The organism is Qipengyuania triglochinis, from assembly GCF_054655615.1.
In genome coordinates, this window is sequence record NZ_BAAHND010000003.1 from 127,081 (window position 1) to 145,495 (window position 18,415).

Genomic DNA, 18,415 nt, shown 5'->3' on the forward strand with positions numbered 1-18,415 from the left:
CTTCTTCAAGGGAAATGACATGACCGACTTCAAGGATCGCGAACGCGGAGAGGAAACCAAATTCGCTTTCGATCAGGAAAACGAATTCAAGATCGCCGCGCGCCGCAACCGGCTTTTGGGCGAATGGGCTGCCGAGAAGATGGGCCTCACGGAAGAAGAAACCGATGCTTACAAGAAGGCGGTCGTGCAGGCAGATTTCGAAGAAGCGGGTGACGAAGACGTGGTCCGCAAGCTTCTCGGGGATCTTACGGCCGCCGATTGCGACGTGAGCGAAGCGGACATTCGCGCCAAGCTGGACGACTGTGCCATCGAAGCGCGCCGCCAGTTCATGAGCGACCAGAGGTAATCCTATGCCGATGCCAGCAGAAGACATCGTGGCGCTGATCGAAGCCGCGCTTCCGGGCGCCACGGTCGAGATGCGCGATCTTGCGGGCGATAACGATCATTGGGCAGCCAAGGTCACGGCCCCACAATTTACGGGAAAGACCCGGGTTGCCCAGCACAAGCTGGTATACGACGCGCTGGGTGATCGCATGGGCGGGGAACTCCACGCCTTGCAACTGACTACCGAAGCCCCCAACTGATTCCCTGACAAATTCAGCAATACCAAAGGCAGGGCTCACATGTCCGACGTAAATTCGCGCATCTCCGACATCGTCAAGGAAAACGACGTTGTGCTCTTCATGAAGGGCACGCCGCTCTTCCCACAATGCGGTTTTTCCAGCCGCGCCGTGGCCATTCTCGACCACTGCGGTGTCGCTTACGAAAGCGTCGACGTGCTGCAGGACATGGAAATCCGTCAAGGCATCAAGGCCTATTCCGACTGGCCGACCATTCCTCAGCTATACGTCAAAGGCGAGTTCCTCGGCGGAAGCGACATCATGATGGAAATGTTCGAAGCTGGTGAATTGAAGCAGCTGATGGATGAAAAACAGGTGGCCAAGACCGAGGGCTGACCTTTCTTCCGATTGCGAAAAATAAAACCCGCCCGGGGGACCACCGGGCGGGTTTTTTTATCGGGGAGGCATCGCAAGACCAGAATGCGCGCCTCTAGAAGACTATAGGGACGCACATTCCCATGCAGGGCCTATGCCAGCACCCCTGCTTCCCGCAGAAACCCGACGACTTAGTGGTTAACGGCTACGCAGCAATTTTCCGACATGTAAGGAATTCCGACAGTACCGGAATTTCTTCATCGCTTGGCATTCCAGCTTGTTGCCGCCAGACTGCGCCGCGATGACGAATTTGCAGACCGATCCCTCAGACGGAATACCCGCTGCCACGGTAATCGTATTCCGGGACTCCCCCGGCAGAGGTCCGCCGGAGATCCTGATGACCATCCGATCACGCGAGATGGTCTTCGCTGGTGGTATGGCCGTGTTCCCCGGGGGGCGGGTCGATCCAAGTGACTATGATCTCGGCGCAATGATCGGCGGCCCGCTGGATCCGGAGGAGGCGGCGCATCAGATCGCAGTCTTGCGCGAAACTCTTGAGGAAACTGGGCTAGCCATTGGCCTTTCCGGAGAGATCGACGCAGAAAAAGCCCGTAAGGCTCGCGCCTTTCTGCTTCAGACCGGTGATCTGGCAACCGTACTGGATCATTTCGCTTGGGAGCTGGACCTGGATCAGTTAACCCCATTCGCCCGGTGGTTCCCGAAAAACGAGCGGCTGACCCGCCTGTTCGACACCCGATTTTACATCGCCGATCTGGGGACCGGCGCAGTTGAAATCGAAGCCGATCTTGCCGAAAATACACATCTCTTCTGGACCAGCGCCCAAGGCGCGCTTGATGCAGCGGAGAAGGGTCAAATCAAGATCATCTTCCCTACGCGCCGCAACCTCGAACGGCTCGCGCAGTTCGACAGCTTTGTTGCGGCAAAGGAGCATGCCGAGCGTTTTGAGGTTCGCACCATCACCCCTTTCACCGAGAAGCGCGATGGAAGGCAGTGGCTGTGTATCGACGACGACCTCGGCTATCCCGTAACTGCAGAAGCAATCGAGACTGTCGCAAGAGGGTAAGTCGAGTCTCGCAAGCGCCTGTTGATACCGCTATCATATCACGCGTTTTCCGCGAGCCTTTGCTTTCTGGTTTGGTAGATCGAAGACCTTGCCAGCTTTACCGCAATTGACAGCATAACCGCCGTTTTATAGCGTGATGATAGCGCTCACATGTCGGTGCGCCTGGCCGAGCCAATAGGCAGGCTGTCCAAGGGGAGGAATAATGTCCGTGAAATCCGTCGGTATCGTCGCGCTTTTCGGCGCCAGCGCGCTCCTTGCGGGGTGCTCGACCTATTCGGTCGCGAGCGATCCCCGGGCCGATGCAGCCGGCGCCGCTAGCCCGGCCATCCCCGGCGCCGGCCTTGCCCATCCCGAAATCTGGCCTGCGTATGAGTACCCCGTTTCGGTTCAGCCCGATGACGAAGCGCGTATTACGGCCCTACTCTCCAAGATGACGCTGGAGGAGAAGATCGGCCAGCTCGTTCAGGCGGATCTTTGCTGCGTCACTCCGGAAGACGTCCGCGAATACAATCTCGGATCGATCCTGGTCGGGGGGAACAGCGGCCCCGGCGGCAACGATCTGGCCCCGGCCCCGGAATGGCTGGCGGCGGCTGATGACTTCTATCTTGCTTCCGTCGACAAGAGCGATGGCGGCGTCGGAATTCCGCTGATCTGGGGGACCGATGCCGTTCACGGACACTCCAACATCATCGGGGCGACAATTTTTCCGCACAATATCGGCCTTGGCGCCATGCGCGATGCGGATCTCATCCAGAAGATCGGCGCAGCTACCGCGAAGGAAATTCGCGTGACGGGGCAGGAATGGACCTTTGCCCCCACCGTGGCAGTACCGCAGGATTTCCGTTGGGGCCGCGCCTATGAAGGCTATTCCTCCGATCCCGATCTCGTGGCTTCCTATGTGGGCGCGATGGTCCGCGGATTGCAGGGGCCGCCGTCCAATGACGATCTGCTGGCAGGGCCTTATGTTATCGCCTCGACCAAGCATTTTCTCGCCGACGGCGGGACCGATGGCGGCGTCGATCAGGGCGATAGTTCGATCAGCGAAGAAGAATTGCGCGATATTCATGGCAAGCCTTATGGCCCCGCCATCGCAGAGGGTGTCTCCACCGTGATGGTCAGCTTCTCCAGCTGGCAGGGCAAAAAGATGACGGGCAACCGGTCGCTGGTGACAGGTGTACTGAAGGATCGGATGGATTTCGGCGGGTTCGTGGTGTCCGACTGGAACGCGCATGGGCAGGTCGAAGGGTGCAGCAACGAAAGCTGCCCGCAGGCCCTGATGGCCGGTATCGACATGTATATGGCACCTGATACGTGGAAGCCGATCTATGAAGATCTGCTGGCGCGCGCCAAGGCCGGTACCATACCGATGTCCCGGATCGATGATGCGGTGGCGCGAATTCTCCGGGTGAAGGGCCGTGTCGGCCTGTTCGAAGCAGGCAAGCCGTCCGATCGCCCCTATTCGGGCGATTACGAGGAACTGGGCTCGCCCGAGCATCGCGCCATTGCCCGTGAAGCTGTGCGCAAGAGCCTCGTCCTGCTCAAGAACCAGGGCGTCTTGCCGCTCAAGCCCGGCGGCCGCTTGCTGGTAGCTGGCGATGGGGCCGACGATATCGCCCGTCAGTCGGGTGGCTGGACTCTGAGTTGGCAGGGTACTGGGGTAAACAACAGCCATTTCCCGGGCGCCACATCCATCTGGAGCGGTCTGGATCAGGCTGTTCAAGCAGCAGGGGGCAGCGCGGAACTGTCACCCGATGGCACTTTCGAGACGCGTCCCGATGCGGCCGTGGTCGTCTTCGGCGAAACGCCTTATGCGGAGTTTCAGGGGGACCGCGAAGCACTCGCGCTCGACCCGGAACTGACCGCGCCCTTCGAGACGATGCGCAAGCTGAAAGCGCAGGGAATTCCGGTGGTTGCGCTGATGATCACCGGACGCCCGCTCTATGTGAACCCTGCCCTCAACGATGCCGATGCTTTCGTGGTGGCATGGCTTCCCGGTAGCGAAGGCGGCGGCGTGGCCGACGTTCTCGTCGCGGAAAACGATGGAAAACCGCGCTTCGACTTTACCGGCAAGCTGCCCGCTGCCTGGCCGCGCACCACACAGATCGATGACGGCGTGCTCTACGATTACGGTTATGGTCTGACCTATGCCAGCCAGCCTTCAGATTGGGCCAATTTACCCGAGCTCGACACCACCGAACTGGCGGGAGACAGCCGTTTGTGGTTCAGTGCGGGGGCGCCGGCGGCACGGTGGTCGCTGCTTGTGGGCGGCGGGGACGATGGGGACCAGATCCGCATTACCAATGTGCCGGCCGAAGTTCTCTCGGGCCGGGCGACGGTCACGGCTGACAATTACCTGGTGCAGGAAGGGGCGCGGCGCTTTGCGATCGACTCCGGAATGTCCACCGTCCAGCTCCGCAATTTCGAGCCGGTGAACATAGATCGCGAGACGAATGCCGACGTTATGTTGCTGGTAACATTGAAGGTTTGGGATGCGCCCGACAGTGCGCGGCTCGGCGCGATCGGGCCCGATAGCGAGGGTTTCATCGATCTTGATATGCCCGTTACCGGCGAATATGTGCGCTATGGTATCCCGCTCAAATGCCTCAAGGAACAGGGCGCGGACGTGACCAATTTGACGCAGCCTTTCGTGTTGGAAACGCAAGGAAAGACCGATTACGCCATCGGCGAAGTGCGGCTGGGCAGCGATGCGGAGACCGTTTTGCGTTGCGGATAATGGACCGAACACCCTCTTGATCGGAGCCGATGCGCCCGATCAAGAGGGTTTCTCTCCCGAAAAAGCGGGAGCGGCCAAGACACTGTGGGAGAGAGAAACATGAAACGATTTTTGCTGCGATCATCGATGATCCTGTGCGCCACTTCGCTGGCGACGCAGTCCATTGCGCAAACTCCGTCCGCGCCGGTTGAGCAGGATCCGCTGCCCGTCGGCACCTGCGTCAATCTGGGCAACACGCTGGAGCCTGAGACCGAAGGAGCCTGGGGCGGCGCCACGGTAACCAAGGAAGACATGGAGCGGATTGCCGCTGCCGGCTTCGACACCATTCGCATCCCGGTGCGCTGGCACAACAAGTCGCTGAGCGAGCCGCCCTATACGGTGGACGCGGCCTGGATGGACCGGGTGCAGGAGATAGTCGACTGGGCGCTGGCCGCCGATCTCAACGTGATCCTCAACAGCCACCACTTCGATCCGATCTACGAGCGCCCGCTGGAAGTGGCGCAATGGCACGGCGGCGTATGGAAACAGATCGCCGAGCGGTTCGAAGGCTATCCCGAAGACACTTTGTGGTTCGAGCTGGAAAACGAGCCGCACAATAAGTTCGACCATTCGAACCTGCTGCAGACGCTGGCCCCGGGGCTGGCGGAAATACGCAAGCTTCACCCCACGCGGGCGGTAATCATCGGCGGCGAGAACTGGAGCGGGATCAAATCGCTCGAGACGCTGCCCCTGCCCGAAGATCCCAACATCCACCCGACCTTCCATTATTACGAACCCTTCGCCTACACCCACCAGGGTGCGGAATGGGCCGGTCCGGACATTCCGCCGGTGGGCCGCACCTTCCCCACCGCCGAGGACGAGGCGATGCTGAAACGCGATGTCGCGGCGATCAAGGCATACAAGGCGCGCACCGGCAAGACGCCCTTCATGGGCGAGACCGGCGCGTTCGACCGGCATATCCCGCTGGAAGACCGGGTGACCTATCACCGCACGATCCACGATGCCTTCGCCCCGACCGGCATCGGCATGTGCGTCTGGGCCTATACCAACACCTTCCCCTTTTACGATCACCAGAAAGGGCAATGGCTGCCCGGTATGCTCGAAGCCATCGGCCTGAAGCCGGAAGACTGATTACCCAAGAAAAAGGTGCCCGGCATTACCGCCGGGCACCCCTTCACGCGCGGTCCAGCCCGCACCGTTCGATCAGCCCTTAGCGTTTCGAATAGGCATAGGGGCCGACGACAACGCCGGTGAACAGCCCGGCATGGACCGAGGCGAGCGGTTCAACGTCGATTTCGCCGCCGACGGCCTGCCATTGCGAAGCTCCCTTCGCGCGCCACCAGGCCTGCGCATCGCCTTCCCTGATGGCGAGCTTCAGTTCGATCGGGCCATCCGTGCCCAGCGCCTGCTGGGCCACCAGTTCCCCCTCGTCCGATTGATCGCCATCGGTCCGCAGGCGCACGACCAGCCTGTCCCCTTCCTGCCCGAAGGCGAGGAAATGGCTTTCGTCCATGAAGGCGAGCAGTCCCGCGAAATCATTGGAAGAACCGGGATCGAAATCCACGCTGGTAGTGAAATCAGCGGAAGGATGGCGCATCCGGCGGCCCGTGAAAGCGGGCTTGCCCAAGCTGCCCGCGGCATCACTGCCGGAAATCATGTGCAGGCTGCCATCGCCGACCATCAGCGACTGTTCCGCTGTCGGGTTGCGAATGCCGATCCATTCATCGGATAGCGGCGCGCTGAAATCCTCGCGCCACTGCGACCAGTGGGTGCCCTTGCCCACTGGCAGATTGGGCCGCTTCGCCACCATAGGCACGGCTTCGCCCCGGTCGAGGAAGCGCGGCCAGCCGTCCTTCCATTCCAGCGGCAGCAGGAAGGTTTCACGCCCCAGCAGCGTCGATTGGCCTTCGAAGGGCCGCGTGGCGAGGAAGACGCCCCACCAGCTGCCATCGTCCAGCTGCACGATATCGGCATGGCCGGTCGCCTCCACCCGGTCGGGCCGGTCAGCCGGCATATCGCGCTGGGTCAGGATCGGGTTGAAATCGCCGGGCTCGTAAGGCCCCTTCAGATCGCGCGAGCGATAGATGGTCTGCGAATGCTGGTCCGCCGTGCCGCCTTCCGCAGTCAGCAGGTAATACCAGCCATCGACATGATAGATATGCGGCCCTTCCGCCCAGATCGGATTGGTCGACGGATCGACCCCGCCATCGACCAGCAGCGTGCGTTCGGGCAGCACCTGCATCGTATCAAGATCGAATTGCTGCAGCCACAAGGCGCGGTGGCCTTCATAACGCGGCTCTGTCGGCGGGGCATCGTTATAGACGATCCACGCCGTGCCATCGTCGGCAAAATAGAGCGAGGGATCGATCCCGCCGAAATCGAGCCAGGTCGGATCGCTCCACGGGCCTGCCGGATCATCGGCGGTTATCACGAAATTGTCCCCGCATTCGATGCAGGTGTTCACGATCCAGAACTCGCCATCGTGATGGGAAATGGCCGGGGCGAACAGCCCGCGATTGGTCCCCAGCCCGCTGAAATCCATCTGGCCCGGGCGGTCGATCGCATTGCCGATCAGCGTCCAGTTCACCAGATCGGTGCTGTGGAGAATCGGCAGGCCGGGAAACCAGCTGAACGTGGATGTGACGGCATAGAAATCATCGCCGACCCGCACGATCGACGGATCGGGATGGAAGCCCGGGATCACCGGATTGCGATAGCTGCCTTCCGGGGCAGCGGGCGCTTCGTTCACCGCCTTATATTCCATATAATCGAAACTGGCGGTGGATTTTGCCTGCACCTGCACTGCCGCGCCAGCGGGCAACAGGGCCGCCGCACAGCCGAGCAAAGCGGTTTTGCTAATAAACTTCATCTCTCTCCCTCCATTGACCGCGATGGGGCTTGTTCCCTCGCGGTCTCGTGCTTATGGTAGCGCTATCACAAGGGAGGGCAAGAGCCAGAATATGGCCGACAATATTTCCGACAGCCTGCCAGCCGATTACGAGCGCGGGCGTTTTCTGGGGCGGGCCCAGTCACCCGATGGCCCCTGCGTCATCCTGATCGAACAGGGCAATCTTTACGATCTGACCAACCGCGTTGCGTCCGTTTCCGGTGCCATCGCGCGGCGTGCCTTCGATGGCGGTAAGCTGATCGGCCCCGTGACCGATGGCCTGCCCGAAGGGTGGAGCCTGCTTTCCCCCATCGATCTGCAATGCATCAAGGCCGCTGGCGTTACCTTCGCCCTGTCCGCCATCGAACGCGTGATCGAAGAACAGGCGCGCGGCGATGCGGCGGCGGCTTCCGAAATCCGCGCCCAGCTCGAAGGGAAGGTTGGATCGGGCATCCGCTCTGTCGTGCCCGGCAGCGATGAGGCCATGCAATTGAAGGCCGCGCTGATCGAAGAAGGCATGTGGTCGCAATATCTGGAAGTGGCCATCGGCCCCGATGCGGAAATCTTTTCCAAATCGCCAGTGCTGTCATCGGTGGGCCATGGCGCCGAAATCGGCGTGCGCTCCGATTCCAGCTGGAACAATCCCGAACCCGAAGTGGTGCTTGCCTGCGATGCGCATGGCGAAGTGGTCGGCGCCGCGCTGGGCAATGACGTGAATTTGCGCGATTTCGAAGGCCGGTCTGCACTGCTGCTGTCCAAGGCGAAGGACAATACCGCCAGCTGCTCGCTTGGCCCCTTCATCCGCCTGTTCGACGACCATTTCTCCGTTGACGATGTGCGGTCGGCCAATGTCGATCTTACCATCGAAGGACCCGATGGCTATCGCCTCGAAGGCACCAATATCATGGGCCAGATCAGCCGCGATCCGCTGGACCTGGTGGCCCAGTGCCTGTCCGAACATCATTATCCCGACGGCTTCGTTCTGTTCTGCGGCACGCTGTTCGCGCCGACGCAGGATCGCGATGAAGAAGGCGCCGGCTTCACGCATAAGATCGGCGACAAGGTCACGATCAAATCCGACCGGATCGGCACGCTGCAGAACACAGTCACCACATCGCGCGATGCCGCGCCTTGGGAAATGGGCATTGCGGCCTTCGCCACCAATCTGGCCGGACGCGGACTAATCGACAAAATTTAAGAGCGCCGCGTGCATCGAGAACAGCACGCTTCCGCTTGGGACGAGGATCGTAAGTACATGAATGAAGAGCCCCGCAACGCAGCGCTTGGCGCCGTCTATCCGAGTCTTCGCGGGCGAAAAGTCATCGTCAGCGGTGGGGCATCGGGGATCGGTAAAGGGATCGTGGAAGGCTTCGTGCGCCAGGGTGCGGCGGTGGCCTTCCTCGATATCCTCGAAGAACCCGGCCGCGAACTGGTCGAACGCCTGTCCCCCGATGCCGAGATCGCACCGCATTTCGTGCAGTGCGACATTACCGATTGCGATGGCTATGCCGCCAAGATCGACGGCATCGTCGCCCATCTGGGCGGGTGCGATGTGCTGGTGAACAATGCCGCCAACGATGACCGGCATTCGGTCGAAGAGGTAAGCTCGGACTATTGGGACCAGAGCATGGCGGTGAACCTCAAGCACCAGTTCTTCGCCGCGAAAGCAGTCGTGCCGCACCTGAAGAAAAACGGCGGCGGGTCGATCGTCAACATGGGTTCGATCAGCTGGCATCTCGGCCTGCCCGATCTCACGATCTACCAGACTGCCAAGGCCGCGATCGAAGGGCTGACGCGCAGCCTGGCGCGCGAATTGGGCCGCGACAATATCCGGGTGAACACGGTGATCCCCGGCAATGTCCAGACGCCGCGGCAGATGAAATGGTATACGCCCGAAGGCGAAGCCGAAATCGTGGCTGCGCAGTGCCTCGACGGGCGGCTGCAGCCGGTCGACATTGCGGCCATGATCATGTTCCTGGCTTCGGACGACGCGCGCTATTGCACCGCGCATAATTACTGGGTTGATGGAGGATGGCGCTGATGGCCGATGTAAAGGCAGTACTTCCCGCAGAAACGAAGCTGGGCGAAGGCGTCCTGTGGGATGCCGAACGCCAGGTGGTGTGGTTCGTGGATATCAAGCGGCACCGGCTGTGGCATTTCGATCCCACAAACGGCAGCAATTCCTATGCCAAGGCGCCCGAACAGATCGGCTGGGCGATCCCGGCGGAAGGCGGCAAATTGCTGTGCGGGTTGAAGGATGGCCTCTACCTGTTCGATCCCGAAACCGCCTCGTTCGAAAAGCTGGGCAGCGTGCCGGGCGAACCGGCGACCAACCGGCTCAACGATGCCTGCACCGACCCGTGGGGCCGCGTGTGGTTCGGATCGATGGATGACGGGGAAAACAGCGCCTCGGGCCGGTTCTATGTGTTCGACCGCGGCGATATCCGCGCGGCGGGGCCTTCGGGCATCACCATCACCAACGGCCCTGCGGTGAATGCCGCCGGGGACCGGATCTATTTCACCAATACCAGCGATCAGAAGATCATGGTCGCCGATCTGTCGCCGCGCGGCGTGGGCGAAGCGCGGCCTTTCGCCGATACGGGCGCCCTGTTTCCCGATGCCTATCCCGACGGCCCGGTGGTCGATGCGGAAGGCTATGTGTGGACCGGCGTCTATCTGGGCAGCAAGGTCGCCCGCTTCAGCCCTGACGGCAAGCTCGACACCACGATCGATATCCCCGCGCGCGATGTGACCAAGATGGCCTTCGGCGGGTCCGATTTCCGCACTGCCTATGTCACCAGCGCGACGAAGAACATGACGCCTGCCGATATGGAGCGCTATCCCGAAGCGGGCAGCCTGTTCGCCTTCGCCGCACCCGTCGCCGGGTTCGCGCAGACGCGGGCGAAGCTGGGATGAAGTACCTCCTCCTCGGCACCGCCTTCGCCTCGCTCGCCGCTGCCGCCGCCAGCGCCGCGCCCATACCGGGCCCCGCTTATGGCGATGGCATGGTCCTCCAGCAGGGGCAGCCGATCGTGATTGCCGGGACTGCCGAGGCTGGCTCCACGGTCACTGCGGTAATGGGCGAAACCCGCGCCAGCGCCCGCGCCGATGCGGAAGGTGCCTTCACCGTCACCCTGCCCGCCCGCGCAGCCAGCGCCAGTCCCGCCACGCTCACCCTGACCGACCCGACCGGCGCAACCCAGCTGAAGAATATCCTGATCGGCGATGTGATCCTGTGTTCGGGCCAGTCGAACATGGAACTGCCCGTCACGCGCGCGCTCGATGCGGGCAACCAACTCAACCGCGCGGCGGATGACGGCATTCGCCTGCTGAAAGTGCAGCAACGCACGGCCGCCGTGCCGCAGAACAGCTTCGCCTCCCCCGTCGCTTGGAATGCCGCCGACAAGGAAACCGTCGCGGATTTTTCGGCCGCCTGTTTCTACATGGCCAAGACCCTGCGCGCCGAGCGGCCTGAAGTCCCCGTCGGCCTCATCCACTCGAACTGGGGCGGCAGTGCGGCCCGCGCCTGGCTTTCACCCGAAGCCGTCTCCAACCTCTACGGCGAAGACACGCTCGCCCTACTCCGTGCCTATGAAGCCGATCCGTACCGCGCCACGCAAAGCTTCGCGCCCCGCTGGATGAACTGGTGGCGCGAGCAGGACGGTGGCCGCGAACCGTGGCGTGACAGTTCGGTGCTCGACTGGTCGCCGATCCCGGCCTTTTCCTTCTGGAACGAGTGGACGGGCACCGGACTCGACACCGAACCGCGCGCCAATGTGTGGCTGCGCCAGACGCTGACGCTAACCGAGGAACAGGCCGCGAAGGGCGGGCAACTTTCCATCGGCGCAATCGACGATCTCGACCTCACTTTCGTCAATGGCCAGCCGGTCGGCTACACCTTCGGCTGGGGTGTCGAGCGCACCTATCGCGTGCCCGGCGAAGTCCTGAACGCCGGCGCAAACGAAATCCTGATTGCCGCCAACAATGCCTGGGACATGGGCGGATTCTTCGGCGGACCCGATCGCTTGTTCTTCACCCCCGGCAATGGCGGCGAAGCCGTCCCGCTTGGCGAAGACTGGGAATATTCCGTCGCGCCTTTTCAGGACGTGCCACCGCGCGCACCCTGGGATGCCAATGCCGGTGCGGGCGTGATGCACAACGCCATGATCGCCCCGCTCGGCCCGATGCGGTTGGCAGCGGTGGCCTGGTATCAGGGCGAATCCGATGCCGGTCAGGCCGATTACGACAAGCGCCTTGAAGGGCTGTTCTCTGGCTGGCGCGCCCAGTTCGGCGAGCAGGCCAGAATGCTCGTCGTCCAGCTCGCCAATTTCGGCCAGCGACAGTCACAGCCGGGGCCCTCAAGCTGGGCCGACTTGCGGCAGGAACAGCTCGACGCGGTAAAACGTGATCGCAATGCTGCGCTCGTAACAGCAATCGACCTCGGCGAGCCGAGCGACATCCACCCGGCGAACAAAAATGTGCTGGGCCGCCGCCTTGCAGCCGCCTTCATGGGCCGAGACATGCCGACGCCTGAAAGCGCGACACGCCAGGGCAACCGCGTCATCGTTCAGTTCAGCGGTATCGGCGGCAAACTCGTTTCTTACGGCGGCGCGGCGGTGCTCGGCGTGGAGCTATGCGGCGAGACGCAGGAAAGTTGCCGCTTCGTCCAGCCGGAACTGACGGGTGATCGCATGGTCATCCCGGTCGCCCCCGATGCCCCGGTGACGAAGGTACGCTATGCCTGGGCCGATGCGCCGGTGGTGAACCTCTATGACGGCAATGGGGATGCAATACCCGGCTTCGAACTCGCCATCACAGAATGAGCCTTTGGCCGGATCGGGCTGCGACGATGATGGCATGCAAGGAATAGAGGCCGTCGATGGCTGACATTACCCTGAAGGCGGGTGCGTGGGAGGCCATTATTCGCCCGCAAACCGGCGGCTGTCTTGCAGGTCTTTTCCGCGACCGCCTGCCGATCCTGCGTGAAATGCCCTCGCAATCCAATGAGGTGCTGGCGTCTGCCTGTTTCCCGCTCGTGCCCTATTGCAATCGCATCGCCGAGGGCCGTTTCGCTTTCGGCGACCGGCAGGTGCGGATCGGCCCCAACTTGGCGCCACAGCGGCATCCGCTGCACGGATTTGGTTGGACAAGTTCATGGACCATCGCCCGTCAGGATAGCGGCTCTGCTGTCCTTGAGCATGCCTATGGCGGGGGCGGCGAATGGCCGTGGCCCTATCTTGTCCGGCAGCACATCATGTTGGACGAGGACGGCTGCACCATCATGCTGCAGGTCGAAAACCGCGCCACCGAAGACGCCCCGTTGGGGCTTGGCCTGCACCCTTACTTCCGCCGGTCTGCGACCACACAGGTTTGCTTCGACGCCGAAGAGATGCTGGGCATAGATGCGGAATTTTTGCCCGATGGAAATGTGCACGCGGCAGACGCAATGGCCGAATGGTCGAAGGGCAGCGCGCTGCCCGAAACTCTGGTCGATCACTGCTTCACTGGCTGGAAAGGCCGCGCCACCATCGCAGACGATCAGGGGACCATCACCGTCGCCGCATCGGGCGCCCCCTTCCTGCATATCTTTTCGCCGGACCGATCAAACGAACTCTGCCTCGAGCCGGTGAACCACCCGCCCGACGCGCTGAACCGCGCCAGCGGCTCCGTGCCCAGCGCACCTAAAGGCTGTGCCGTTTCGGTGGCGATGCGGATCGAAGCAGGCTGAGCGCGAAGCCCCGGCCCGCCCCAGATAATCAGTGGTTATGGCGCGGCAGCTTCCTCGATGTGGCGCGATATTTCAGCGCAAAATCCATCACGCCGCCTTCACCAAGCTGGCCGGTCTTTTCACGGAAAAGCTCTTCCCACGGCGTATTGTGCGCGGGCGTTTCCAGAATGCTCTCCTCGGCCAACCGTCGTTCGATCTCCGCATCTTCAACATCGGCGTGGCAGGTGCCTTCGTTGAGATCGACGCGGATGATGTCCCCGGTGCGCAGCCAGGCGAGCCCGCCGCCGACCGCGCTTTCCGGCGAGATATTGAGGATCGAGGGGCTGTCACTGGTGCCCGACTGGCGACCGTCGCCGAGCGTCGGCAGCCATTGCGTGCCCGCACGAATCAGCGCGTCAGGCGGCTGCATGTTCACCACCTCTGCGCTTCCCGGCCAGCCGATCACGCCCGATCCCCGTATGACCAAGATGCAATCCTCGTCGATGTTGAGATCGGGGTCGTTGATCCGGTGATGGTAATCGTCCGACCCGTCGAACACGATAGCGCGCGCTTCGAACACGCCTTCGTGGCTGGGGCGCGAGAGATAGCGGGCGCGGAATTCGTCCGAGATGACCGAGGTCTTGAGGATGCCGAAATCGAACAGATTGCCCGACAGGACGAGAAAGCCCGCCTTCTCCATCAGCGGATTCGCGAAGGGGCGGATCATCTCGCGATCCTTCGTCTCGCGGCCCGTGAGGTTTTCCGCCATCGTGGCGCCCGTACAGGTGCGCACATCGCCTTTGAGCACGCCCGCTTCCAGCAATTCCCACAGCACGGCGGGCACCCCGCCTGCGCGGTGGAAGCGTTCACCTAGATATTCGCCCGCCGGCTGCATGTTGAGCAGTAGCGGCAGATCGTAGCCATGATCCTGCCACACGCTCGGCTCCAGCCGCACGCCCGCATGCGCTGCCATCGCCTGGATATGCGGCTGCGCATTGGACGATCCGCCCAGCACGCTGACTGCGGCGACCGCGTTGAGGAAGGCATCGTGCGTCAGAATGTCAGAGGGCTTCAAATCCTCATGCACCATTTCCACGATCCGCCGCCCGGTGCGATAGGCAACTTGCCCGCGTTCGCGATAGGGCGCGGGGATCGCGGCGCAGCCGGTCAGGCTGAGACCGAGCGTTTCGGCCACCGCGTTCATGGTGCTGGCAGTGCCCATCGAATTGCAATGCCCCGCGCTCGGCGCGCTGGAGGTTGCGCGATTGAGGAACTCTTCCTCGTCGATCTCGCCCGCTGCCAGTTTGCGGCGGCTGCGCCAGATCACCGTGCCGCTGCCGACCAGTTCGCCGTCGTGCCAGCCGTCGAGCATCGGCCCGCCGCTGAGCACGATGGCGGGAATATCGACCGTCGATGCCGCCATGATCTGGCTCGGCGTAGTCTTGTCGCAGCCGGTGGTGAGCACCACGCCATCGATCGGATAGCCGTTGAGCAGTTCGACCAGCCCGAGATAAAGCAGGTTTCGGTCGAGCGCAGCGGTTGGGCGGCGGCAATTTTCGAAAATGGGGTGGACAGGAAATTCGATAGGAATGCCGCCTGCATCGCGGATGCCGTCGCGCGTGCGCTTGGCCAGTTCCAGGTGAATGCGGTTGCAAGGCGAAAGATCGCTGCCGCTTTGCGCGATGCCGATGATCGGCTTGCCGCTGCGCAGTTCTTCCGGAGTGACGCCGTAATTCATGAACCGCTCAAGATAGAGGGCGGTCATGTCCATGCGTTCATGGTTGTCGAACCAGTCACGCGATCTCAGTTTGGCGCCACTGCGCTCTGTCATGGCTTCTCGCCCTTTGGATTGAAGGATGACGCAAGGCTGGGCCCCGCATCGGAATTGCGGCGGATGAGTTCGTAGGGGAAGAGGATCTCCTCGCTCTTCCCGCGCAGCGACCGACTCGACTTGTTATGGGCTTGCGAAATCAGAACCACCGCCTGCGCGGTCATTTCCCGGATCGGCTGCCGGATCGTGGTGAGTTCCGGCCAGATCGAACGGGCCAGCTCGGTATCGTCGAAGCCGCAAACGGTGATATCGTTGGGCACGTCAAGATGGCGACGATGCGCCATGGCCACGGTCGCGGCGGCCATATCGTCGTTGGAGGCGAAGATCGCGGTGGGGCGATGATCCGCGCTCAGCAACTTTTCAGCAGCGACCATGCCGGACCGGTAGGTAAACTGCCCCTGCGCGATCAGGTTGTCGTCGACGGTCAGTCCCGACGCTTCCATCGCTTCGCGATAGCCCTTCAGGCGGCTGCCGCTGGCGATCTGTTCGGGGTTGCCGATGATGAAGCCGATGCGTTCATGGCCCAGGCCAATGATATGGCGGGTCATGTCATAGGCGGCCTGATATTCATCGATCAGGACCGATCCATAGGACCCGCGGGCCTTGCCCGGCCCCACGGCGACTGCGGTTGCTCCCGCCTCCTCGATCAGATCGAGTACGCGCTGATCGTCGCACAGCGGGGGTGGCAGGATGAAACCGCTGATGCCGCCTTCGATCAGGCCCCGGACCAGTTCGCTGCTGTGGGCGACCGCTTCTTGGCTTTGCACGACCAGATAGATGTCGCGGCGGCTGGCTTCTTCCAGCGCCCCCATCAGAAATTCGCTGAGGTAAGATGCAGACGGATTATCGAACAGCAGTGCAATCCTGAGCTGCGATCCCCCGGCAAGAGAGCGCGCCGCGCGGTTGGGCACGTAATTGAGTTTCTTCACGGCAGCGAGGACGGTTTCGCGCGTGTGATCGCGCACATTTTCCTCACCATTGATGACCCGGCTGACCGTCATCGGCGAACACTGCGCTTCGCGGGCAACGTCGGCGATGGTCGGTGCGGTGTTGTTGCGGCGTGCGCTGCGCTTCCGCCTGCTGGCGGCTGTCCCTTCGGTTCCGGTCATGCGCAGAGCCATAAAGCCATGCTTGCAAGATCGGCAAGGGCCATCACTGCCCGGGCGCTTCGGGAAATTGGCGGGCCTTGTAAGCTTCCAGTGTTTCGGCTGGAGGAGGAGACCCGGCGGGCATCGGCAGTCCGTTGACCGATTGCCAGTAAGCAATGGACGCATCGCGCCACCAGCGCGCTTCGGCCTGCTGGATTTTGAGGTTTTCTGCCACAGCGCGATAGCGTTCGGCATCTATCTTTCCGCGCAGACCTGCCCATTTCCGGGCCATGTCATCGACAGTCGCCACCCCGCGATCGTATTCGTGGACCAGTTCCTGCCAAATCGTGCGACCGCTCGGCAGGACATCGTCCCAGGCGACATGGTGGAACCAGAGGAGATATTTCGGATCGATTTCCTTGGGATCTGCCCACTGCGCTGCAACCGTTGGTGCATATTGGGACAAGGCATCCGATCCGCTCTCGGTCCGGTCGAAACCGATGCCCGAACGGTCCGCCCGGTGGTAATAGCAAGGGTTCCATTCCGGCCTCGCCAAATCGCAAACCCACGGGCCCGGCCCGTAATGGTGGCCGGTGTCCATCTGATGCGCAAGACCGAGCGGGGTCATATAGCTCACCACCGCCTCGCGGCTTTCCAGCATCATTGCGGTAATGGTGTCTAGCGCGCCAGGATCGCGGGTGAATGTCTGGGCTGCCCATTCGCTCGCTATTTCTTCGCTCGACAGGTCTGGATCCCAGGCCAGGCGGCCGAACGCATACCAGTTGGCCTGGTCGAAATCCGAACCGCTCCAGTTTCGGTCCGATCCGGTATTGGCGACCCCGGCGATGCCCACCGGCGCGATGATCTGCGCAACCGTTCCGCCGCGGCCGGTATCGGCATCCAGCACTTCCTTCCACATGGGTGCAAGGAAGGCGAGATGGCTTGCGAAACCGAGATATTCCTTCGTGATCTGTGCTTCGAGCATCAGCTTGGTTTCCGGCATCGCGCCGAACATCGGATGGAAGGGCTCGCGCGGTTGAAAATCGACCGGGCCGTTCTTGACCTGCACGATCACATTGTCCGCGAACTGACCGTCGAGCGGGACGAATTCCTCATAGGCCTGCTTGGCGCGATCGTTCTCGTCTTCGGCAGAATAGACAAAGGCGCGCCAGACCAACGTGCCCCGCTTCCCCAGCGCCGTTGCGAGCATGTTCGCGCCATCGGCATGGGTGCGCCCGTAGTCCTGAGGCCCCGGTTGCCCTTCGCTATTCGCCTTGACCAGAAAACCACCGAAATCCGGCACGGCGGCATAGATCTCGTCCGCCTTCGCTTGCCACCATGCACGGACCGCCGGGTCGAGCGGATCTGCCGTTCCGAGACCGCCGATATCACGCGGCGCGCTGAACCGAGCCGACAGGAAGATGCGAATACCGTAGGGGCGCCACGCATCGGCAAGCCGCGCGAGCTTAACGATATAGCGCGGCTCCAGCATGAAGGATTTCGCGTTTACGTTGTTGACCACCACGCCGTTTATGCCAAGCGACGCGTTTGCTCGGGCATAGTCGATCATCCGCTGGTCGAGGCGTTCGGGCAGGTGCCACCAGTCGAAGATCGAGCGTCCGGCATAGCCGCGCTCCACGTGGCCGTCGGGGTTGTCCCAATGGTTGAGCATGCGCATCGGCATCGCCGGAGCTTCTGCGATCGCGATTTCGGAAAGTCGCTTGCCAGTGCTCAATTCACGGAGCAGCGCGAAACTTCCATAAAGGCACCCGAGGTGATCTTCGGCGGCGACAACGAAGGTGCTCCGCCCGGCGTCCAGTTCCGATTCCAGACGATATCCCCGCAGTCCGTCACCGACATCCTCACCGCAATCGAGCAGAACCGTTACCGAACCTGGCTTCGGTTGCTGACCCCTTACTCCCTGAAGACCGGCAAACCCGCGCGACAGCTCGTCCATCGCGATATCGAGAGTCGCGCTCGACGTCGTGCCATTTGCCAGCGCAGCAACCGGCGAATTCGCCTGCAGATCTACCAGCGCCCCGCCTTGCAGGGGCACATAGCGCAGCCACAGATCATATCCGTCTTCGGCATGTGCGGGCGCCGTCCCTGCGGTGCATACCGCCATCGCCATAAACAGGCGTTGAAGCCA

15 protein-coding genes are annotated in these 18,415 nt (G+C 62.2%); 11 read left to right on the forward strand and 4 right to left on the reverse strand.

Annotated features, from left to right (window positions below):
* Positions 1-19 precede the first annotated feature (19 nt).
* The 6 genes from ACYQ0G_RS12495 to ACYQ0G_RS12520 all read left to right on the forward strand — a co-directional run bounded on the left by ACYQ0G_RS12495 (position 20) and on the right by ACYQ0G_RS12520 (position 5,884).
* Positions 20-346 (forward strand): DUF1476 domain-containing protein, encoded by a 327-nt coding sequence (locus ACYQ0G_RS12495; RefSeq protein ID WP_460103118.1) that lies wholly within the window; start codon positions 20-22, stop codon positions 344-346.
* A 4-nt stretch (positions 347-350) separates the two neighbouring features.
* The gene (locus ACYQ0G_RS12500) at positions 351-584 is read left to right on the forward strand and encodes a BolA family protein (protein WP_460103119.1); all 234 of its coding nucleotides are present in this window, start codon (positions 351-353) and stop codon (positions 582-584) included.
* A 39-nt stretch (positions 585-623) separates the two neighbouring features.
* A complete protein-coding gene (gene grxD / locus ACYQ0G_RS12505) occupies positions 624-956 on the forward strand; it encodes a Grx4 family monothiol glutaredoxin (protein WP_460103122.1) in 333 nt (110 codons plus the stop codon).
* A 376-nt stretch (positions 957-1,332) separates the two neighbouring features.
* Positions 1,333-2,019 carry an NUDIX hydrolase gene (locus tag ACYQ0G_RS12510; RefSeq protein ID WP_479685289.1) on the forward strand — a complete coding sequence of 229 codons (687 nt, stop codon included), beginning with the start codon at positions 1,333-1,335 and terminating at the stop codon, positions 2,017-2,019.
* Between the two features lie 202 nt (positions 2,020-2,221).
* The gene (locus ACYQ0G_RS12515; protein ID WP_460103126.1) at positions 2,222-4,753 is read left to right on the forward strand and encodes a glycoside hydrolase family 3 protein; all 2,532 of its coding nucleotides are present in this window, start codon (positions 2,222-2,224) and stop codon (positions 4,751-4,753) included.
* A gap of 99 nt (positions 4,754-4,852) precedes the next feature.
* The gene (locus ACYQ0G_RS12520) at positions 4,853-5,884 is read left to right on the forward strand and encodes a glycoside hydrolase family 5 protein (protein ID WP_460103129.1); all 1,032 of its coding nucleotides are present in this window, start codon (positions 4,853-4,855) and stop codon (positions 5,882-5,884) included.
* Positions 5,885-5,963: 79 nt separating this feature from the next.
* Here ACYQ0G_RS12520 and ACYQ0G_RS12525 read toward each other — a convergent pair whose 3' ends face one another.
* Entirely contained in the window at positions 5,964-7,622 is a 1,659-nt protein-coding gene (locus ACYQ0G_RS12525; protein ID WP_460103130.1) for a glycoside hydrolase family 43 protein, read from the reverse strand.
* 91 nt (positions 7,623-7,713) lie between these two features.
* Between ACYQ0G_RS12525 and ACYQ0G_RS12530 the strand changes: the two genes are divergently transcribed.
* The 5 genes from ACYQ0G_RS12530 to ACYQ0G_RS12550 are packed head-to-tail and all read left to right on the forward strand — an operon-like array spanning position 7,714 to position 13,368.
* Positions 7,714-8,838, forward strand: a complete 1,125-nt coding sequence (locus tag ACYQ0G_RS12530) for a fumarylacetoacetate hydrolase family protein (protein ID WP_460103132.1) — start codon at positions 7,714-7,716, stop codon at positions 8,836-8,838.
* A gap of 57 nt (positions 8,839-8,895) precedes the next feature.
* Positions 8,896-9,681 (forward strand): D-xylose 1-dehydrogenase, encoded by a 786-nt coding sequence (gene xylB, locus ACYQ0G_RS12535; protein ID WP_460103134.1) that lies wholly within the window; start codon positions 8,896-8,898, stop codon positions 9,679-9,681.
* Complete coding sequence (locus ACYQ0G_RS12540) at positions 9,681-10,556, forward strand: SMP-30/gluconolactonase/LRE family protein (RefSeq protein ID WP_460103136.1); 876 nt, start codon at positions 9,681-9,683, stop codon at positions 10,554-10,556. Before xylB ends, ACYQ0G_RS12540 begins: the two co-directional genes overlap by 1 nt.
* Positions 10,553-12,463, forward strand: a complete 1,911-nt coding sequence (locus ACYQ0G_RS12545) for a sialate O-acetylesterase (RefSeq protein ID WP_460103138.1) — start codon at positions 10,553-10,555, stop codon at positions 12,461-12,463. The genes ACYQ0G_RS12540 and ACYQ0G_RS12545 overlap by 4 nt, the downstream gene beginning before the upstream one ends.
* Before the next feature lie 56 nt (positions 12,464-12,519).
* Positions 12,520-13,368, forward strand: a complete 849-nt coding sequence (locus ACYQ0G_RS12550) for an aldose 1-epimerase (RefSeq protein WP_460103140.1) — start codon at positions 12,520-12,522, stop codon at positions 13,366-13,368.
* Positions 13,369-13,396: 28 nt separating this feature from the next.
* On the opposite strand, the gene ACYQ0G_RS12555 is transcribed toward ACYQ0G_RS12550, so the two are convergent.
* From ACYQ0G_RS12555 to ACYQ0G_RS12565, 3 genes are read right to left on the reverse strand one after another with little or no spacing between them, the layout of a single operon-like run.
* Complete coding sequence (locus ACYQ0G_RS12555) at positions 13,397-15,178, reverse strand: IlvD/Edd family dehydratase (protein WP_460103142.1); 1,782 nt, start codon at positions 15,176-15,178, stop codon at positions 13,397-13,399.
* A complete protein-coding gene (locus tag ACYQ0G_RS12560; protein ID WP_460103144.1) occupies positions 15,175-16,287 on the reverse strand; it encodes a LacI family DNA-binding transcriptional regulator in 1,113 nt (370 codons plus the stop codon). Before ACYQ0G_RS12560 ends, ACYQ0G_RS12555 begins: the two co-directional genes overlap by 4 nt.
* Before the next feature lie 43 nt (positions 16,288-16,330).
* Entirely contained in the window at positions 16,331-18,397 is a 2,067-nt protein-coding gene (locus tag ACYQ0G_RS12565) for an alpha-glucuronidase (protein WP_460103146.1), read from the reverse strand.
* Positions 18,398-18,415: the final 18 nt, after the last annotated feature.